This window comes from Amycolatopsis nalaikhensis (assembly GCF_030264295.1).
In the GTDB taxonomy this organism is placed as follows: Bacteria; Actinomycetota; Actinomycetes; order Mycobacteriales; family Pseudonocardiaceae; genus Amycolatopsis; species Amycolatopsis nalaikhensis.
In genome coordinates this window covers 706221-725662 of record NZ_CP127173.1, presented here as the reverse complement: position 1 = coordinate 725662, position 19442 = coordinate 706221, and the positions used below count along the sequence as shown (strand labels likewise).

17 protein-coding genes and 1 pseudogene are annotated in these 19442 nt (G+C 71.8%); 14 read left to right on the top strand and 4 right to left on the bottom strand.

Features of this window, described 5'->3' with window-relative positions; genetic code table 11:
• The first annotated feature begins 84 nt into the window (after positions 1–84).
• The 4 genes and pseudogenes from QP939_RS03520 (at position 85) to QP939_RS03505 (ending at position 5715) form a co-directional block, all read left to right on the top strand.
• The gene (locus QP939_RS03520; protein ID WP_285455072.1) at positions 85–1113 is read left to right on the top strand and encodes an IniB N-terminal domain-containing protein; all 1029 of its coding nucleotides are present in this window, start codon (positions 85–87) and stop codon (positions 1111–1113) included.
• 1880 nt (positions 1114–2993) lie between these two features.
• Positions 2994–4196 carry a GTPase gene (locus tag QP939_RS03515; RefSeq protein WP_285459631.1) on the top strand — a complete coding sequence of 401 codons (1203 nt, stop codon included), beginning with the start codon at positions 2994–2996 and terminating at the stop codon, positions 4194–4196.
• 75 nt (positions 4197–4271) lie between these two features.
• Complete coding sequence (locus tag QP939_RS03510; RefSeq protein ID WP_285455071.1) at positions 4272–4880, top strand: TetR/AcrR family transcriptional regulator; 609 nt, start codon at positions 4272–4274, stop codon at positions 4878–4880.
• 74 nt (positions 4881–4954) lie between these two features.
• Positions 4955–5715, top strand: a pseudogene (locus QP939_RS03505) (alpha/beta fold hydrolase).
• Between the two features lie 7 nt (positions 5716–5722).
• Here the strand turns inward: QP939_RS03505 and QP939_RS03500 are convergent.
• Positions 5723–6262 (bottom strand): dihydrofolate reductase family protein, encoded by a 540-nt coding sequence (locus QP939_RS03500; RefSeq protein ID WP_285455070.1) that lies wholly within the window; start codon positions 6260–6262, stop codon positions 5723–5725.
• Positions 6263–6384: 122 nt separating this feature from the next.
• Here QP939_RS03500 and QP939_RS03495 point away from each other — a divergent pair, with 122 nt between their 5' ends.
• Together QP939_RS03495 and QP939_RS03490 are read left to right on the top strand one after the other, a co-directional pair.
• Positions 6385–7938 (top strand): acyl-CoA synthetase, encoded by a 1554-nt coding sequence (locus QP939_RS03495; protein WP_285455069.1) that lies wholly within the window; start codon positions 6385–6387, stop codon positions 7936–7938.
• Positions 7938–8480 (top strand): TetR/AcrR family transcriptional regulator, encoded by a 543-nt coding sequence (locus QP939_RS03490; protein ID WP_285455068.1) that lies wholly within the window; start codon positions 7938–7940, stop codon positions 8478–8480. The genes QP939_RS03495 and QP939_RS03490 overlap by 1 nt, the downstream gene beginning before the upstream one ends.
• A 43-nt stretch (positions 8481–8523) precedes the next feature.
• Here QP939_RS03490 and QP939_RS03485 read toward each other — a convergent pair whose 3' ends face one another.
• Positions 8524–8919, bottom strand: coding sequence for a TIGR03618 family F420-dependent PPOX class oxidoreductase (locus QP939_RS03485; RefSeq protein ID WP_285455067.1), 396 nt, complete (start codon positions 8917–8919; stop codon positions 8524–8526).
• A 158-nt stretch (positions 8920–9077) separates the two neighbouring features.
• On the opposite strand from QP939_RS03485, the gene QP939_RS03480 reads away from it, so the two are divergent.
• On the top strand, positions 9078–10283 hold the full coding sequence (locus tag QP939_RS03480; RefSeq protein WP_285455066.1) for a family 8 glycosyl hydrolase: 1206 nt from the start codon (positions 9078–9080) through the stop codon (positions 10281–10283).
• A gap of 69 nt (positions 10284–10352) precedes the next feature.
• Positions 10353–10934, top strand: coding sequence for a riboflavin biosynthesis intermediates N-glycosidase (gene ybiA, locus QP939_RS03475; protein ID WP_285455065.1), 582 nt, complete (start codon positions 10353–10355; stop codon positions 10932–10934).
• Here ybiA and QP939_RS03470 read toward each other — a convergent pair.
• Positions 10895–11878, bottom strand: a complete 984-nt coding sequence (locus QP939_RS03470) for a Gfo/Idh/MocA family protein (RefSeq protein WP_285455064.1) — start codon at positions 11876–11878, stop codon at positions 10895–10897. The genes ybiA and QP939_RS03470 overlap by 40 nt on opposite strands.
• A 97-nt stretch (positions 11879–11975) precedes the next feature.
• Here QP939_RS03470 and QP939_RS03465 point away from each other — a divergent pair, with 97 nt between their 5' ends.
• Genes QP939_RS03465 through QP939_RS03440 form a run of 6 tightly spaced genes read left to right on the top strand, consistent with a single transcriptional unit; the run spans position 11976 to position 18024 of the window.
• Positions 11976–12923 (top strand): ABC transporter substrate-binding protein, encoded by a 948-nt coding sequence (locus tag QP939_RS03465; RefSeq protein ID WP_285455063.1) that lies wholly within the window; start codon positions 11976–11978, stop codon positions 12921–12923.
• Positions 12910–13788 carry an amino acid ABC transporter permease gene (locus QP939_RS03460; protein ID WP_285455062.1) on the top strand — a complete coding sequence of 293 codons (879 nt, stop codon included), beginning with the start codon at positions 12910–12912 and terminating at the stop codon, positions 13786–13788. Before QP939_RS03465 ends, QP939_RS03460 begins: the two co-directional genes overlap by 14 nt.
• Positions 13781–14548: an amino acid ABC transporter ATP-binding protein gene (locus QP939_RS03455; protein ID WP_285455061.1), complete on the top strand. Its 768-nt coding sequence runs from the start codon at positions 13781–13783 to the stop codon at positions 14546–14548. The genes QP939_RS03460 and QP939_RS03455 overlap by 8 nt, the downstream gene beginning before the upstream one ends.
• Positions 14545–16263 (top strand): aminotransferase class V-fold PLP-dependent enzyme, encoded by a 1719-nt coding sequence (locus tag QP939_RS03450; RefSeq protein ID WP_285455060.1) that lies wholly within the window; start codon positions 14545–14547, stop codon positions 16261–16263. The genes QP939_RS03455 and QP939_RS03450 overlap by 4 nt, the downstream gene beginning before the upstream one ends.
• Before the next feature lie 53 nt (positions 16264–16316).
• Positions 16317–16700, top strand: coding sequence for an effector-associated constant component EACC1 (locus tag QP939_RS03445; protein ID WP_285455059.1), 384 nt, complete (start codon positions 16317–16319; stop codon positions 16698–16700).
• Positions 16693–18024, top strand: a complete 1332-nt coding sequence (locus QP939_RS03440; RefSeq protein ID WP_285455058.1) for a caspase family protein — start codon at positions 16693–16695, stop codon at positions 18022–18024. The genes QP939_RS03445 and QP939_RS03440 overlap by 8 nt, the downstream gene beginning before the upstream one ends.
• Here QP939_RS03440 and QP939_RS03435 read toward each other — a convergent pair.
• Entirely contained in the window at positions 18012–19184 is a 1173-nt protein-coding gene (locus QP939_RS03435) for a macrolide family glycosyltransferase (RefSeq protein ID WP_285455057.1), read from the bottom strand. The genes QP939_RS03440 and QP939_RS03435 overlap by 13 nt on opposite strands.
• Positions 19185–19442: the final 258 nt, after the last annotated feature.

Sequence of the window (19442 nt, the reverse complement as noted above, 5' to 3'; positions counted from 1 at the left end):
GGACGGTCTCCCTACCTTGATCACGGAGCACCGGTCCCTGCGGCCGATGCTGTCCCCCGAACCACCGGACCAGGAGAAACCCCCATGGACTCCGTGCAGACCTTGCACGACTTCGCCCTGAACCTGCTCAACGACCCGACCGCGCTCGCGGCCTTCGGGACGGACCCGCAGGGCGCCCTCGCGGCCGCCGGCCTCGGCGACGTCAGCGCCGCCGACGTGCACGAGGTCATCCCGCTGGTGCTCGACTACGTGCCGGTCGACAGCCTCCCGGCCGTCGGCGGCCTGCCGCAGGCCGGCGACCTGTCCGCGCTGGGCACCGACGCCCCGCAGGCCGGGATCCAGGGCGCGATCGACCAGCTCACCGCCCTCACCGCGGGCCTCGGCCTGCCGGCCACCCCGGCGCTGCCGGGTGTCGGCGACCTCGGCGTCGGCGAGCTCCCGGCCGTGGGCGACCTGCCCGCCGTCCCGGGCGTCGGCTCCCTGCCGGGCGTGAACGACATCACCAACGCCGCCAACGTGACCGCGCTGGCCGGCAACGCGACCGGTGCGCTCCTCGGTGGCGACCTGGCGAACGGCCTCGACTCGGCCGCGCTGTCGAACCTGACCGCGGCGCCGGCGTACCTGACCGACGCCAACCAGCTCGCGCAGGTGACGACGCTGGCCGAGCAGCCGCTCGTCGGTGGCGTGGGCACCGCCCACACCGTCGGCACCGAGGTGCTGGGCGCGACCGCCGGCCCGGTCGGCGAGGTCGCTTCGCACGTCGGCGACCTGACCGGCACGGTCGAGAACCTCACCGGTTCCGTGACGCACGTGGGCGACTTCACCGGCATCCTCCAGGGCGCCGGCGACCTCGCCTCCGCCCGCTCCGAGGGTGGCGAGCACCACGGTGGCCACGGTCACGGCCCGCTCGGCGAGGTCACCAACGTCGTGTCGAACGCCACCGGCATCAACGTCGACCACAACGCGGTCGGCCAGGTCGGCGAGCTCGCCAGCGGCAACGGCTCGGCCGTGCACGACGTGGTCTCCGACGTCGCGGACGTCAGCCACAACGCGCTGGGCAACCTGCACATCGGTGACATCGCGTCGAACAACGACATCCACATCGGGCACTGATCCCCGAACCGGTCACCGGTGCCCGTCCCGCGGTCTGGGTGCAGCCGCGGGACGGGCACCCGGTGTGCGCACGGGGAGTGAACCGGGGACACTCGTCCATCGTGACCGCACCGGCTTGGCTCGAAGTGCTCAACGAGACCCTGGACGCGTGCCGCACCCACGGCCGCGCCGATCTCGCCGAGCGCCTGCGCAGACGCCGGGACGCCCCACCGGGGCAGACCCGGCTCGGCGTGCTCGGCTTTCCCAAACAGGGCAAGGGTTACCTGCTCAACGCGGTGCTGAACGCGCCCGTGTGCGCGGTCGGCGACGCCCCGACCCCGGCGGTGCCCACCGAAATCGGCTACGCCGCCGAACCCGCCGCCACGCTCGTCGGCCGGTCCCGCGAACGGATCCCCGTGGCGGTCGACCGGCTCTCCGGCGAGCTGGGCGCCCGGCCCGCCGGCACGCTCAGCCGCGTCGAAGTCGGTGTGCCGCGCGAACTCCTTTCGGCCGGGCTCGTCCTGATCGACACCCCGCCGGTCGGTGACCCGCGGGCGCCGCGCACCGCCGCCGCGCTCGACGTGCTGGCCGAAGCGGACGCGGTGATCCTCGTCTCCGACGCGACCGCGCCGTTGAGCGCCGCCGAACTCGCGCTGGCCCGGCACGTCCGCACCTGGTGCCCGCACGTCCTGCTGGCCTTGACCAAGATCGACGCCAGCCCGGGCTGGCGCGCGGTCGCCGAGCGCAACCGCGCGATGCTCGCCGAAGCCGGGATCGACGCGCCCGTGCTGCCCGTTTCGGCCGTGGTGCGCCAAGCCGCCGCGAAGTCCGGTGACGCCGAACTCAACGCCCGCTCGGGTTTCCCCGAGCTGCTCGCGTGGATCGCCGAGCAGGCCGCGCGGCCGCCGGAGCAGTCCAGGGCGCTGCTCGCCGCCGTGGGCGTGCGCGCCGCCGCCGCGGAACTCGTCGAGTCGCTGCGCGATCGCATCGAAGCCGCGGGACAAGACGCCGGGCTCGGCCAAGCGGCGTTGCTGCAGCGGGCCCAGCGCCGCGCCGACGACCTCCGGCGGCAGAACACCCGGTGGCAGAACCTGCTCGCCGACGAGATCGCCGACCTGATGGCCGACGTCGAGTACGACCTGCGCGAGCGGACCCGCAAGATCGTCAACACCATCGACCAGACCTTCGACGAGGGCGACCCGGCGAAGGTCTGGGACGAGTTCGCGCCCTGGCTCGACGGCGCGCTGGCCGACGCCGTCGAAACGAACTACTCGTGGCTGACCGAACGAGCGCAGTGGACCGCGCAGGCGGTCGCCGCGTGCTTCGGCGCCCAGTACGACCGCGCGCTGCCGGACCTCCCGCTCGACGGCTCGGGCGTCGACAGCCTCGACGACGTCCGCCGGCCCAAGATCGAGAAGTTCAAGATCGGCCAGCAGGCGTTCACCGGCCTGCGCGGCTCGTACGGCGGTGTGCTGATGTTCGGCCTCGTCACCAGCCTGCCCTGGCTGGGCCTGCCGCTGATCAACCCGGTGTCGATCAGCGCCGGTGCCGCGTTCGCCGTGAAGACGATCCGCGACGAGGGCGGGATGCGGCTGCAGCGGCGCCAAGCCGTCGCCAAGCAGGCCGCGCAACGGCACGTCGACGACGTCTTCCTGCGGTTCAGCAAGGAAAGCCGCGACGCGATCCGCGTCGTGCAGCGGCGGCTGCGTGACCACTTCACCGGGCTGGCCGAGGACCTCGCCGACGAGCTGACGCGCGAGCGGGAGACGATCCTGGCCGGCTCGGCCGAGCGCGAGCGCCGGACCGGGCACATCCGCAAGGAGATCGACCGCCTCGCCGGGTTGCACCAGCGCGCGGGCGAGCGGCACGATCGCCGGACGGCGGCGGCGGGAGCTTTCGGCGTGACGCAGGACGTCCGCGACCTGCTGCACGCCGCGGCCGGGCTCTACCGCGACGACCCGCGCGCGTCGGCGATGCTGCACGACTGCCTGAACCGGCTGGAGCAGCCGCTGCGCGTCGCGTTCGCCGGGGCGCCGTCGTCGGGCAAGACGACCTTGGCCGCCGCGCTCGGCGAGTGGCCGACGCGCGCCCTGCGCGACCTGGTGCTGCTGGACGACCCCGGCCCGGCCGACGAAGTTCCCGACGCGACGGTGCGGCTGGTGCGTCACCTCGAACCCGACGAGCTCGCCGCGGCCCACCCGCCGGGCGGCTCGGCGTTCGCGCGGCAGAGCGCGGTCAACTCCGTGCTGGTGCTGTCCCGGGCCGACGAGGTCGGGGCGGGCCGGATCGACGCGCTGCTGACCGCGAAGCAGCTGGCGCGCCGCGCGTGGCGGGAAGACCCGCTGTGCACGGGGTTCCTGGGCGTGATCGCCGTCGCCGGGCAGCTGGCCTACGGCGGCCGGTCCCTGCGCGACGACGAGTTCGACCTGCTCGCCGCGTTCGCCGCGGTGCCGCGCGAAGAGCTGGAACGGCACGTGCTTTCGGTGGACTCGTTCACCGATCCGGCGTTCCCCGGCCCGATCCCGGTGGAGACGCGCCGGTCGCTGGTGGTGCGGTTCGGCATGTTCGGCGTCCGGCTGGCGCTCACCCTGATCCGCACGGGCTGCGACGACCGGCTGAAGCTCTCGGCGGAGCTGGTCCGCCGCAGCGGTCTCGGCGAACTGCGCGACACGCTGGCCGGGTGTTTCGTCGCGCGGGCCGACGCGTTGAAGGCCCGCACGGCGATCATCCGGCTGGAGGCGCTGCTGGCGGCCCAGCCCCGCCCGGGCGGCGACCGGCTCGTGTCCCGGGTGGAGCGGTTCGCCGCGGCCGCGCACGACTTCCGCGAGCTGCGGCTGATCGCCGACATCCGCGGCGGCCGGACGGCGTTGTCGGGCGAGCCCGCGGAGGAGGCCGTCCGGTTGCTGGGCGCCGAGGGCACGGCCCCGGCGGACCGCCTCGGCCTGGAGCCGGACGCGGACGCCGGCGAGATCTACGAAGCGGGCCTGGACGCGTTGCGGCGCTGGCGGCACGAGGCGGAGCGCCCGGACAAGCCGCACGCGGAGCGGACCGCGGCGCACGTCGTCGTCCGCTCGACCGAAGGGCTCTTGGCGTTGTTCGCGTAGGTGCCGGGGCCGGGCGGCGGGAGGACGCCGTGGCACACTGCGTCGACCACGCAGCCAGTCAGGGGAGCACGACGCATGACCGACCGCCCGGCCAGGCGAACGCAGGAGCAACGACGCGCCGAGACCGAGCGGCGGGTGCTGGACGCGGCGATGGCGCTCATCGCGCGCAGCGGGTCCCGCGCCGTCACGCTCGCCGAGGTCGGGGAGGCGGCCGGCTACAGCCGCGGCATCGTCTACCACCACTTCGGCAGCCGGGAACGCCTGCTGGAGGCCGTGGTCGACGAGGCGCAGCGGTTCGACGTCCCGGCCTACCAGGGCGACGGCCTCGAGCACCTGGTGCGGATTGTCGAGGCGTACTTGCGCAACGTCGTGCGGCGGACGCCGTCGGCGCGCGCGTTCCTGCAGCTGTGGGGCGAGGCGATCGCGGCCGACCCCGTGCTGGCGCCGCTGTTCGCCCGCCGGGACGCCGACTTCCGGCTGCTGCTGGCGAACGTGGTCCGCCAGGGCGTCGCCGACGGGTCGATCCGGTCCGACGCGAACCCGGCCGCGGCCGCCGTGCTGGTCGTCGCCCTGGTCCGGGGGACCGGGCTGCAGCTCATCGCCCAGCCCCCAGTGCGGGGCGTCCCGGCCCTCATCCGCGAGGCGACGCGCTCGGTGCGCGCGGCCTTCGCGGTCACGCCGTAGCTTCCGGCAGTGGTCTCGGGGTGCCGGACGCTGCTACAGTTACTTGCGTACATGCACGCAAGTTAGGAGTGAAAATGGCTGTTCCCCTGGTACTCGTGCACGGCAACCCGGAGAACTCCGGCGTGTGGGGCCCGCTGATCGAGGCACTCGGCCGGGACGACGCGATAGCGCTGTCCCCGCCCGGCTTCGGCGTGCCCGCGCCGGACGGCTTCGCCGCCACCGTCGACGGCTACCGCGAGTGGCTCGCCGCGCGGCTGGAGCAGTTCCGGGAACCCGTCGACCTCGTCGGCCACGACTGGGGTGGTGCGCACGTCGTCCAGATCGCGATGCACCACCCGGACCTGATCCGCAGCTGGGCGTCGGACGCCCTCGGCCTCTTCGACCCGGGCTACGTCTGGCACGCGCGAGCCCAGGTGTGGCAACAGGAAGGAGCGGGCGAGGCTTCGGCGAAGGAGATCTTCGGCGGCACGCTGGCGCAGCGGCTGGAGGTCGTCCACGCGCTCGGCATGACCGGCCCGTTCGCGGAACGCGTGGCCGCCGGGATGGACGACGGCATGGGGCGGGCGGTGCTCTCGCTGCTGCGGTCGGCCGCCCAGCCGGTGATGGCCGAGGCGGGCCGCGACCTCGCGAAGGCGCGACAGCGGCCCGGCCTGGCGCTGATCGCCCTCGCGGACGTCGACCAAGCCAGCGGAACGCCCGCGCAGCACCGGGCCGCGGGCGAGGCCGCGGGGGCCGGCTCGCCGAGCTCGCCGACGTCGGGCACTGGTGGCCGGTGACGGACCCGCACCCGGTGGCGCGCGCCCTGACCGCGTTCTGGTCCCGTTTGGACGGTTAGGCCGACGTCAGCGCTTCCGCGCGTACCGCATCGCCACCACGCCCGAGCCGATCTCGGACTGGCTCACCAGTTCCAGGTCGACCGGCTTGGGCAGGCCCGCGAACACCGTCGGCCCGTGACCCGCGACGACCGGGTGCACGGCGAACTCGTACTCGTCGATCAGGTCCAGCTCGGCCAGTGCGCGCGGCAGCCGCACTCCGGAGACGAGCAGCCCGTCGCCCGGCTCCCGCTTGAGTTCCTCGACGGCTTCGCGCAGATCGCCGCGCACCAGCTCGGCGTTCCAGTCGACACTCTCGAGGGTGCTGGACACGACGTACTTCTTGGTCGCACTGATCACCCTGGCGAAGGGCTCCATCCACTCGGGTCTGCCGCCCACCGGCCGCCACGCCGTTTCCATCATCTCGTAGAGCACCCGGCCGTAGAGGACCGCGTCGGCCTGCTCGAGGTTCTCCCGGTGGTAGCGGTGCAGGTCCTCGCTCGGGATCCCGGCCTGCGGGTCACAGCACCCGTCCAGCGTGATGTTGATCGAATATCGAAGGGGTCGCATTTCGCCACACTACTGCCCGAGAACGGGAAAAATCGCCCAAAACACCGGTATTGACGGCTGGGGGACCGCGGCGCACCATAGAGCGGTCTATGGTCCAGCGCCGGCCCGAAGGGAACCCCGCCATGCCCGAAGACACCCGCCCCCGGGTCCGGTTGTTCGGCGACCTCCTCGCGCACTGGGCCCGGGAACGGCCCGCGGACACGGCGCTCATCTTCGGGGACCAGTCGTGGACGTGGGCCGAGTTCGACGAGCGGGTCCGGCGGCTGGCGGGCGCCCTCTCGGTGGCCGGGGTCGGCAAGGGCGACCGCGTCGCGTTCGTCGACAAGAACCACCCCGCCTGCCTGGAGACGACGTTCGCGGCGGCCGGGGTCGGCGCGGCCAACGCCGTGGTCAACTGGCGGCTCTCCGGCGACGAACTCGCCTACGTCCTCAAGGATTCGGGCGCGAAGGTGGTCTTCGTCGGCGCCGAGCTGCGGGACGCGCTCGACGCCGTCCGCGACCGGCTGCCCGCCCTCGAGCGCGTGGTGGTGGTCGGCGGGGAGCACGACGAGTACGAGCCGTTCCTGACGTCGGCCGCGCCGCACACCGAGTCCGGCCTCGACCCCGACGACGGTGTGCTGATCATGTACACCAGCGGCACCACCGGCTTCCCGAAGGGCGCGGTGCTGACCCACCACAGCGTCCTGGCGCACGGCCTCGCCGCGGGCACCGCGTTCCCGATCGGCCCCGGCGACGTCAACCTCGTCGCGATGCCGCTGTTCCACGTCGGCGGCAGCTGCTACGCGGTTTCCGGGTTCCTCTACGGCGAGCCGTCCTACCTCACCCGCGAGCCCGACGCGGCTTCGCTGTTCGCCGCGCTGCAGGCCGGGATCACGCACGCGTTCCTGGTGCCCGCCGTGGTCGCCGGGATCGCGCAGGCCGGGGAGGCCGCGATGAAGGCGTTCTCGCGGCTGAAGTACCTCTGCTACGGCGCGTCGCCGATGCCGCTTCCGTTGCTGCGCACCGCGTTGGCCGCGTGGCCGGACACCCGCTTCGCCCAGGTCTACGGCATGACCGAGCTGTCCGGCGCGGTCACCGCGCTGACCCCGGAGGCGCACCGCGACACCTCTCGCCCGGAACGGCTCGCCTCGGCGGGCACCGCACTGTCCGGAGTGGACATCCGGATCGCCGACCCGGTGACCTTCGAGGACACCGCCGTCGGCGAGGTCTGGATCCGCACCGAGCAGCGGATGGCGGGCTACCTCGGCAAGCCCGAGGCGACCGCGGAGACCATCGTGGACGGCTGGGTCCGCACCGGCGACGTCGGGCGCCTCGACGACGGCGGGTTCCTGTTCCTCGAGGACCGCGTCAAGGACATGATCATCACCGGCGGCGAGAACGTCTACTCGCCGGAGGTGGAGCGCGTGGTCGCGGAGTACCCCGGCGTCGCCGAGGTGGCCGTGATCGGCGTACCGGACGACCGGTGGGGCGAGCAGGTCAAGGCCGTCGTCGCGCCCGCGCCGGGCGAGCAGCTCGACACCGACAAGCTCGTCGAGTTCTGCCGCGAACGGCTGGCGCACTACAAGTGCCCGCGCAGCATCGACGTCATGGAGGCGTTGCCGCGCAACGCGACCGGCAAGATCCTCAAGCGGTCTCTGCGCGAGCCGTATTGGCGGGACCGCAGCCGGAACGTCTGATGCCGGCGGCGACCCGGCGCGCGTACTTCGACGCCGCGCTGGACCTGCTGGCGGAGCACGGGTTCACCGGGTTGAACGTCGGCGCGTTGTGCCGGGCCCTCGGCGTCACGAGCGGGTCGTTCTACCACCACTTCGGCGGCTGGCCGGGGTTCGTCGACGGGCTGCTGGAGCACTGGGAGAACCGGCAGGTGCTGATCCTGCGCGAGCGGAACTTCGGCACCGGCGGCCCGGCGGCGGACTTCGCGGCCCTGATGGACCTGACGCTCGGGCTGCCGCACGAGGCCGAGGCGGCCATCCGGGCGTGGGCGATGAACGACGAAACCGTGCGCGCGGCCCAGAAGCGCGTCGACCAGGCCCGGCTGCGGACGGTCGGCCGCGCGGTCGAGGGCATCGTCGGCGACCGGGCACTGGCCAGGACGCTGACGTCGCTCGGGATGGCGATGCTGGTGGGACACCAGCAACTGGCGTCGGCGGGCGAGCACACCGAGCTGGCGACGCTGTTGGCCGAGTACACGAGCCTGGTCCACTCCCGCGCGTCGTGAGTGGCGATTAGGGTTCTAACCCGAATTGCCACTCACGACGGCGTCAGGCGTTGCCGAGCACCCGGGTGATGGCGATCTCCAGGACCACGCGCTGGGGGTTCGGCTTGGGCTGCCGGTAGCGGGCGGCGTAGCGGTTTTCCGCGTCGCGCACCGAGTCCGGGTCGTCGCGCAGCACCGCGCGTCCCTCCAAAGTGGACCACTTCGGGCCCTCCAGCTGGCAGACGGCGACCGGGACGCCCTCGGCGCCCGCGGCCCGCACCAGCCGGGCCTTGACGGACGTGCCGAAGGTGATCACCCGCGCGAGCCCGGCCTCGAAGTCCACGGTCACCCCGACCGCGACGACGTGCGGCGTGCCGTCCGGGCGCACCGTGGTGAGGGTGGCCAGGCGCCGTTCGGTCCAGAAAGCGCGGAAGTCGTCGCCGCGGTCGTCGATCTTCATGGCCTCCACGCTAGTCCGTCCGGGTGGCGGAACGGGGCGCGGGACCACTCACCGTCATAGTAAGGAAAGTTTCCTAACAGTCTTGACCTGGTCTCGGGCCGTCTGTCAGGCTCGGAACCGCCGTCGCCGCAGACAACGATGTCCATTACGGAGGAGCGATGAAGAAGAGCTTCCGGGCGGTGGTGGCCACGGCCGCGCTCGCCGCCGGGCTGCTGAGCGTGCCGACGACCGCGTTCGCGGCGGGCACGCCGTACGTGCCGGGAACCCTGCGGCCGTCCGTCTCGCAGGCCACGCAGGACGCCGCGCTGCAGAAGTACTACGACTTCTGGAAGCAGAACTTCCTGACGACCAAGTGCGGCTCCGGCACCTACGCCGTGCTGTCGAAGGACGCCGACCACTCGTTCGTCGCCGAGGGCGAGGGCTACGGCATGACGATCTCGGCGATGATGGCGGACAAGGACCCGCAGGCGCGCTCGATCGTCGACGGGATCCTCAAGTTCGTGAAGGCGCACCCGTCGGTCAACAACAGAGACCTGCACGCGGCTGAGCAGGACTCGAACTGCCGCAGCGTCAACGGCAGCGACTCCGCCACCGACGGCGACCTCGAAATCGCCTACGGCCTGCTGATCGCGGACAAGAAGTGGGGTAGCGCGGGAACGGTCAACTACAAGGCCGAAGCCGTCCGGATCATCAACGCGATCAAGGCGAGCGAGGTCAACGGCAGCACGAAGTTCACGCTGCTCGGCGACTGGGGCAACGACGCGGAGTACCGGAACAGCTCCCGGTCGTCGGACTGGATGCCGGGTCACCTGCGCGCGTTCGCGAAGGCCACCGGCGACAGCTTCTGGGACTCGGTGCGCACCCGCTCCGAGACGGCGGTGAGCCAGCTGCAGTCGTCGTACGCGCCGAACACCGGACTCCTGCCGGACTTCGTGGTGAGCACGAACACGACGCCGAAGCCGGCGCCGGCGGACTTCCTCGAGGGCCCCTACGACGGCAAGTACAGCTGGAACGCCTGCCGCGACCCGTGGCGCCTCGGCGCGGACGCGATCTCGTTCTCCGGCAGCGCGGCGGCGGCGCAGGTCCGCAAGATGAACACGTGGATCAAGTCCGCCACGGGCGGCGACCCGGCCAAGATCCAGAGCGGCTACTCGCTGTCGGGCTCGCGGACCGAGAGTGGCCGGCACCCGTGCTTCACGGCGCCGTTCGCGGTGGCGGCGATGACGGACCCGGGCAGCCAGGCCTGGCTGGACAAGCTGTGGACGGCGGTGTCGTCGTGGTCCCCGGACGCGACGGACTACTACGGGACCGGCATCACGATCCAGGTCCTGCTCATCCTGAGCGGCAACTACGTGGCCGCGTAGCTCGCGAACCGGCCGCCTCGCCCGCTATTTCGGGTGCGGGGCGGCCGGTCCGTGCGTGAGACTGGCGGCATGACCGGTCACCCGCGCAGTGTCGAGGAGCTGACCCGCGCCCTCGACGCGGGGAAGCGGTTCAAGTACGTGTACTTCTGGGGCCACCAGCCGCCCCGCGGGGGCGGGGTGGGCTCGGGATGCTTCAGCCAGTGGTGGCCGTCGCCGTTCGAACTCGACGGTGTCCGGTTCGCGACCGCCGAGCACTACATGATGTGGCGCAAGGCCCGGCTCTTCGGCGACGACGAGGTGGCCGCGCAGGTGCTCACCGCCAGGCACCCGAAGCAGGCCAAGGACTTCGGCCGCCGGGTGCGGGGCTTCGACGAGGCCACGTGGACCGCACACCGCTTCGAGATCGTGGTCGAGGGCAACGCCGCCAAGTTCGGGCAGCACGCCGAGCTGGGCCGCTACCTGGCCGGGACGGGGCAGCGCGTCCTCGTGGAGGCCAGCCCGGTGGACCGCGTCTGGGGAGTCGGCCTCGCCGCCGACGATCCGCGCGCCGGTAAGCCGCGTGCGTGGCGAGGACTCAACCTGCTCGGCTTCGCCCTGGCCGACGTCCGGGCTCAGCTCGGTTCGCGCAGCGGGAGCCCGGCCGCGCGGTAGATCTCGTCGATCACCGTCATCGTCTCGACCGCGTCCGCCGCCGACGTCTTCACCGGTGCCCCCTCCAGCACCGCCGCCGCGAACGCGTCCAGCTGGTAGTCGTACGACGCCCGGCGCGGGAACTTCTCCGTGCGCCGGTGCCCGCCGACCCGCACCGAAAACCGGTGGTACGCCTGGGGCATCACCGGGTTCAGCACCGACAACGACCCCTTCGAGCCCACCACCTTCGCGCTGATCCGCAGCAGCGACGACGACCACATCGAGCACGTCACCCGCCCGGTGTGCCCGGACGGAAACCGCAGCTCCGCCGTCATCGCCCGGTCGATCCCGGGTGACCGCAGCTTCGCCGACGCCGAGACCACCGACGGCGTCTCGCCGCCGAACACCCGGGCCATGTGGACCGCGTAGCAGCCCGCGTCCATCGTCGCGCCGCCCGCCAGGCGGTAGTCGTAGCGGATGTCCGAGAACTTCGGCAGCGGGAAGCACAACGCCGTCTCGACGCGGACGAGAGAACCCAGCTCGCCCGACGCCACGATCTCCTCGGCCCGCAGCGCCAGCGGGTGGTAGCGGTAGTGGAACGCCTCCATCACGACGCGGCCCGAGGTCTCAGCCAGCGAAGCGATCTCCCGGGCCTCCGCCGCGTTCGCCGTGAACGGCTTCTCGCACAGCACGTGCTTGCCCGCTTCCAGCGCCGCCCGGGTCCAGCGGCCGTGGAGGCCGTTCGGCAGCGGGTTGTACACGGCGTCGATGTCCGGATCCGCCAGCAGCTCCTCGTAGGACCCGTACGCGGCCGGGATCCGATGCCGCGAGGCAAACGCTTGCGCGCGCTCGAGAGACCGGGCGGCGACCGCCGTGACCGAGACCGTCGACAGCGATGAGGCGGGCTTGACCAGGGCGGCCGGAGCGATGCGGGCCGCGCCCAGGATGCCGATCCGCAGGTTCATGCCGCGAAGCTAGCAGTGGGCAAAAACTTCAACAGCCAGTTGACCTCTTCAACAACGAGTTGTAGCGTTCCGGCCAGCCGAACAGTGGAGGTCCGTTATGTCCCGTTCCCGTGCCGCGCAGGCGGTGTTGCTCGCGAGCCTTGCCGTCCTCGTGACGGCTTGTGGTGGCGGTCCGGACGGCGCGGGCGGGACGTCGCAGGCCGCCGGCGCGCCCGCGTCCGGCATCCCGGACACCGCCGCGATCGTCCAGGGCGTGCAGAAGGACGCCCAGCTCAACGCGGGTCTGCCGGACACCGTCAAGCAGGCGGGCCTGCACCTGGCGTCGAACCTGCAGTCCGCGCCCAACAACTTCTACGCCGCCGACGGCAAGACGCCGATCGGCTACGAGGTCGACCTCGCCAAGGCCATCGCCGCCAAGCTCGGCGTCACCGTGAGCCATCAGGACATGGCGTTCGGCTCGCTGATCACCAGCCTCCAGTCCGGCCGCATCGACCTGACCATGGCCGGGATGAACGACACCAAGGCCCGCCAGGCGCAGATCGACTTCGTCGACTACTTCACCTCGGGCATCACGATCATGATCCGCAAGGGCAACCCGGACGGCATCACCGGCCCGGACACCCTGTGCGGCAAGAACGTCGCCGTCGTGCAGGGCACCAGCCACCAGAAGTTCGCCGAGGCGCAGAGCACGAAGTGCACCCAGGCCGGCAAGCCCGCGCTCACCGTCACCGCGACCGACAGCGACAACCAGAACCAGAACCAGCTGCGCACCGGCCGCGTCCAGGCGATCCTCAACGACCTCCCCAGCGCCGTCTACATCTCGCGCACGGCCGGTGACGGCAAGTTCTTCGAGGTCGTCCCGGGCGAGCCGATCGACGGCGGCCCGTACGGCATCGGCGTCAACAAGGCCAACACGGCGTTGCGCGACTCCGTGCGGAAGGCGCTGCAGGCCCTGATCGCCGACGGCACCTACGGCAAGATCCTGCAGGCCTGGGGCGTCGAGCAGGGCGCGATCAAGGAGGCTGCCATCAATGGCGGCTCCTGAGCCATTGCCCATCGTCCGGCTCCGCCACTGGGGCCGGTGGGTCGCCGCGGCGATCATCATCGCGCTGCTCGTGCTGCTGGGCATCGCCCTCGGCAACGCGCAGATCGCGTGGGACCAGGTCCCGGACTTCGTCTTCTACAGGGTGATGGCGACCGGCCTGCTCAACACGGTCGTCCTGGCGGTGCTGTCGCAGGCCGTCGCGATCGTGCTGGGCATCGTCATCGCCCTGCTGCGGCGCAGCGCCAACCCGGTCGCCCGGTGGTTCGCCGCCGGGTACATCTGGATCTTCCGCGGGCTGCCGGTGCTGCTGCAGATCCTGCTCTGGTACAACCTGGCGCTCGTCTTCCCGGTGATCGACATCCCGTTCCTGGTCCACGAGCAGACGAACGTGCTGATCAGCGCGTTCACCGCCGCGTTCCTCGGCCTGGCGCTCAACGAAAGCGCGTACATGGCCGAGATCGTCCGGGCCGGGCTGAACAGCGTCGACAACGGGCAGACCGAGGCGGCGAAGTCGATCGGCATGACCCCGGCGGCGACGCTGCGCCGGGTCGTGCTGCCGCAGGCCATGCGCGTGATCATCCCGCCGACCGGCAACGACTTCATCAACATGCTCAAGGGCACGTCGATGGCGTCGGTGATCGGCGTGACCGAGCTGATCCACGCGGCCAACAACATCTCGTCCAACAACCTGCTGGTCATGGAGACGCTGCTGGCCGCGGCCGTCTGGTACATGGTCGTGGTGACCGTCGCCGGGGTCGGCCAGCACTACCTGGAACGCGCGTTCGGTCAAGCGGACCGCGGGCCGCTCGCTCGCGCGGGCAAGGCGTTGCGCGGCGTGCCGCTGGTGAGGAGTGCCCGTGTCTGAACCACTGCTGCGCGCCGTCGGCGTCCGGAAGTCCTACGGCCACACCGAAGTCCTCGGCGGCATCGACCTCGACGTCCACAAGGGACAGGTCGTCTGCCTGCTCGGGCCGTCCGGCGCCGGGAAGAGCACGTTCCTGCGCTGCATCAACCACCTGGAGACGATCGACGCCGGGCAGATCTGGGTCGACGGCGAGCCGATCGGGTTCCGGCAGCGCGGCGGCAAGCTGTACGAGCTGCGCGAACGCGACGTGGCGCGCCAACGCCGGGACATCGGGATGGTGTTCCAGCGGTTCAACCTGTTCGCGCACCGGACGGCGCTGGAGAACGTCGTCGAGGGCCCGATCCGGGTGCTCGGCCTGCGCGCCGAAGACGCCCGCAAGCAGGGCCTCGAACTGCTGGACCGGGTCGGGCTCGCGCACCGCGCCGACGCCTACCCGGCGCAGCTGTCCGGCGGGCAGCAGCAGCGCGTCGCGATCGCGCGGTCGCTGGCGATGAAGCCGAAGCTGATGCTGTTCGACGAACCGACGTCCGCGCTGGACCCGGAGCTGGTCGGCGAGGTCCTGGAAGTGATGAGTACGTTGGCGGGGGAGGGGATGACGATGGTCGTCGTGACGCACGAGATGAGCTTCGCCGCGGAGGCCGCCGACGAAGTGGTGTTCCTGGCCGACGGCGCCGTCGTCGAGACCGGGCCGCCGTCGCAGGTGCTGAGTGCGCCGAAGCACGAACGGACCCGGCAGTTCCTGGCGAGGATCCTCGCGTGACGCGGATTTCGCCCCGGTACCTGCTCCAGTTCGACGAGCCCGCCGGCTACCTCGACTTCGCCCGCTTCGGGCCGCCGTCGCACGCGGTGCTCGACACGACGGCCGCCCTGCTCGACCAGGCCACCACCTCCGGTCCGTCCACTGTGGACAAGCTGATGCGGCAGGAGGTCCGCGCCAAGGCCGCCGCCGCGCGGCTGTCCGGTTCGGACACCGACCACACGGTCCTGCTGCCGCACACGAGCCTCGGCTTGTTCCAGGCCGCGTTCCACAGCTCCGGCGAGGTGCTCGTGTCGGCGGCGGAGTTCCCCGCCAACACCTACCCGTGGGCCCGGGCCGAGCAAGCCGGGCGGCTTCGCGTGCGTCGCCTGACCAGCGGTTATGTCACGCCTGAGCGCGTCGCCGAAGCGCTGACGCCGGAGATCACGACCGTCAGCGTCAGCGCGGTCGACTTCCGCACCGGCTACCGCGCCGACCTCGCCGCGCTGCGCGACGTCGTCGGCGACCGGCTGCTGGTCGTCGACGGCATCCAGGGCTTCGGCGTCGTCGAGGAGCCGTGGGAGGTCGCCGACGTCCTGGTCGTCGGCGGGCAGAAGTGGCTGCGCGCGGGCTGGGGCACCGGCTTCGCGGTGCTTTCGGACCGCGCTTTGGACCGGATGGACCCGATCCTGTCGGGCTGGACCGGCGCCCGCGACCCGGGCCTGTTCGACGACGAGATCCACCCGCCGGACGGCACCGCGCAGGCGTGGTCGATCTCGAACCTGAGCCCGATCACGTCCGGCGCGTTCGCCGAGGCCCTCGAACTGGTCGAGGACGCCGGGGTCGGCGCGATCGCGGCCCGCATCGCCGAACGGCTCGCGTCGTTCGAAGAGGTCCTGGCCTCGTGCGGCGCCGAAGTCGTCTCGGCGGTCGACCGCCGCGCCGGAATCCTGGCGTTCACCCTGCCCGGCCACCCGGCCGAGCAGGTCGGGGCGGCGCTGGCCAACGCCGGGATCGCGGCGACCGTGCGGCCCGAGCACGTCCGGCTGTCCCCGCACGCCTCGACCCCGGCGGCCGCGGCCGACCTGCTGCGCTCGGCGCTGGAAACCCTGACCGCGCCGCGGGAGCCCCTGGTCGTCCCGGCGGCCGGGGCGACGACGCACGACGTGCTGACCGCGCTGGTCCCGGCGATCCCGGGGCTGGCGGCGATGCTCGGGCCGGGCAACGAGGTGCTGCTGCACGACCTGAGCAGGCTGCCGGACTCGATCATCGCCATCGCGGGCGACCTGACCGGCCGCAGCGTCGGCGGGCCGATGACGGACCTGCTGCTCGGCCTGGTCCGCCGCGGCACGACACAGGACCTGACGAACTACCGCACGCACGGCCCGGACGGCCGCCCGATCCGCTCGTCGACGCTGTTCCTGCGCGACGCCGACGGCGTCGCGGTCGGCTGCCTGTGCGTCAACAGCGTCGACACGGGTGCGTCCCCCGGCGGCAACGGCGAGCCGGAGACTTTCCCACCGGACGTCGACAGCCTGCAGCGGTTCCTGGTCGACCGGGCGGTGGCGAAGGCGGGCATCCCGGTGGACCTGATGAAGAAGCGCCACAAGGCGGCGGTGGTGCGGGAGCTCGACGAAGCCGGTTATTTCCTCATCAAGGACGCGGTCGACCACCTGGCCGGGCGCCTCGACGTCACGCGCTACACGATCTACAACTACCTCAACGAGATCCGCGCCTGACGTTGCCCGATCGGCCCTTGTCCCCCGGGCACTCCGGGCGGACCATGGCGCGCATGACCGAACCGGACACGCGCCGGGCGTTGCTGAGCCTGTCGGCGGACGACTCGGACGCCGAGGAGCTGGACCTGCTGTCCCGGCGGCTGCGGGCCGAGCTGGGCGAGCTGGACGTCGACGTGCGGGCGGCCGTCCCGGCGGGTGAGCTGCCCGAAGGGGCGAAGGGCGCGGACCCGGTGACGATCGGGTCGTTGATGGTGGCGTTCAGCGCGGCGGGCGGGGTGTTCCCGGGGCTGGTGGAGACGCTGAAGGACTGGCTGGGCAGGCAGTCGGGCAAGCACAGGATCAAGCTGACGATCGACGGCGACACGGTCGAGCTGGAGCGCGCGTCCTCGGCGGAGCGGCAGCAGCTGATCGACGCCTTCGTCCGGCGCCATGCCTAGCCGGCACGCGCTGCTGATCGCCACCGAAACGTACGCCGACCCGGCGTTGAAGCGCTTGACCGCCCCCGGCGGGGACGCGCGCGAGCTGGCTTCGGTGCTGCGCGACCCGTCGATCGCGGGCTTCGAAGTCACGACGCTGATCGACCAGCCGCACCACGTGGTGGGGGAGGCGATCGGCGAGTTCTACCGCGGCCGCCGTCGCGACGAGCTGACGTTGCTGTACTTCACCGGCCACGGCGTCAAGGACGACGACGGGAGCCTGTACCTGGCGATGACGAACACGCGCCGGGACAGCCTGATGTTCACGGGACTGGCGGCGGAGCTGGTCGACCGGGCGATGGCGGGCTGCGCGTCGCGGCAGAAGGTGCTGGTGCTGGACTGCTGCTACAGCGGGGCGTTCCCGGCGGGAAGGCTGGCGAAGGCGGGCACGGACGTGCACACGCTGGAGCGGTTCCAGGGCCGGGGCCGCGCGGTGCTGACGGCATCGGACGCGACGCAGTATTCGTTCGAAGGCGACGCGGTGGTGGGCTCGGCGGCCCGTTCGGTGTTCACGAGGCACCTGGTGGCGGGCCTGCGAGACGGAAGCGCGGACCTCGACGGCGACGGCGACGTGACGGTGGACGAGCTGTACAGCTACGTCCACGAGCGGGTGGTGGCGGAGATGCCCCGCCAGCGGCCGAAGCACCAGTCCGATGTGGAGGGACGCATCGTGCTGGCGAGGAACCCGCGGTGGACGTTGCCGGAGTACTTGGGACACGGTCTGTCGAGCCCGATCGCGGCCGACCGGTTGAGCGCGCTCGAGGGGTTGAAGCGGCTGAACCGGGTGGGGAATGACGTGGTGCGGGAGCGGACCGCGGCGGAGATCCGGAGGTTGGTCGAGGACGACAGCCGGACGGTGTCGGGAGCCGCGGCCGCCTGGGTGGCGGAGGCGGCCGGGCCGGGCGAATCCGGCGGGACGGCGGAAGTGCAGGTGGTTGCCGAGGTGCCGCCGGTAGCCGAAGTTCCCGCTGCTGATGAGCGACCGGCAGCCGCAGTGGCGCCGAATCCCTCTGTGCCTGCTCGCGAAGTCCCACCCGCCGGGCGACCACCCCGGCCCACCGCTCAGGCGGCCGCGAGCCCGCCGCAACCTGCTGCGAAGAGCCCCGAGGCCGAGAAAGCCATCCGGAACGCGAAGATCCACTTCATCCAGGCCGGGCTGCTCCTCGTCCTGATCGTCGTGTACTTCGCGTCCGGCGCCGCGGGAAGCTGGCTGATGCTGCTTCTCGTGGTGCTCTTCGGGATCTTCCTCGGCCTCGGGGTTTTCGCCCTCCGTCACTCCAAATAGGACTCAACGGCATCAGCCGCGGCGGACACGCCACCGTGACTGCGAACCTCAGCCTTCAGCTCGGCCAGCCGCGCCGCCACCGAAGCCGGCGACGCGACCTCCTCGACCGCCGCCCGCAGCGAAGACTCCGTCACCGACGCCGCCGGAAGATGACGGCCCACTCCGAGCGCTTCCAGCCGGTCCGCGTTGCCGAACTGGTCCGCCGCCTGGGGGATCGCCACCGTCGGGACGCCGAACCACAACGACTCCGTCGCCCCTCCCATGCCCGCGTGCGTGATGAATGCCGACGCCGCCTCGAGCACCGCCAGCTGCGGCACCGACTCGTACACCTCCACCGAATCGGGCAACGGCCCCAGCGAAGCAGCGGAAACATGTTTCCCCAACGAAATCACCACGTGCCAATCCGACGCGAACGCCGAAACGCACGCCCGGTATACGTCTAGCTGGTCCGTGAAAGCCGTCCCGAACGACACCAGCAGCACCCGCCGCCCGGACTCCGGCGGTGTCCAGCTCCGGTCCGCCAACCGCGAGGGATCCAGGCACGGACCCACGAACCGGACGTGTGCACCGACCCGGTCGGCGTTCGGCTGCATCGCCCGCGGGATCAGCGACAGGATCCGCGCCGGGCGGCTCAGCCACTCCCACGCGTCGGCGACGATGCCGTTCGACTCCAGCCAGCGGGTGAACGTCGCCGCGTAGTCCACTCCGGACGGTGACGTCTTGATCGGGTCCATCACCTCGGCCATGTCCTCGTCGTAGCCCTCCCAGGCCACCAGCGTCGGCGACAGCTGGACCGCCGGGACGCCGTACCGCTCGCCCAGCAGCGGCGCGCCCAGCCCGCCGATGTCGTACAGCAGCAGGTCGGGCCGGTCGGTGTCGAACCGGGCCGTCAACGCCGGGTGGATCGCGATCGCCTCGTCCAAGAACACCCGCATCGCGTCGGCCGGGTCGTCCGGCCAGACCGCCGCCTCGCTCAGCGGGAAGATCGTCGGGTGCTCGACGACGTCGGCGCCCGTCGGGGAAACCAGCGACGCCAGCGGCGAACCGACGACGTAGGACACCCGGTGCCCGCGGCGCACCAGCTCGCGGATCACGCCCAGCGACGGGTAGACGTGGCTCGGCGCGGTGCAGCCGACCATGACGATGTGCTTGCGCAGCATGACGCTCCTTCGAACGAAAGGAAGAACGACGGCGCGCAGATCAGGGGCTCACCCGGTACGCGGGGAGCCCGGCGGTCACGCCGTCTCAGGCGGAGCGGAGCCGGATGAAGAAGATCATGACCGGACCGTACGGGATCCCGGATGTCCCGCGCCACCCGATTTCCCCCTTTCGTAGGGCATTCGCGCCGCCACCACCATTTGCCGTCCCGGCGCGCCCGGCGCGGGTCTAGGGTTCACCCGCTTTCTTCGGAGCGAAAA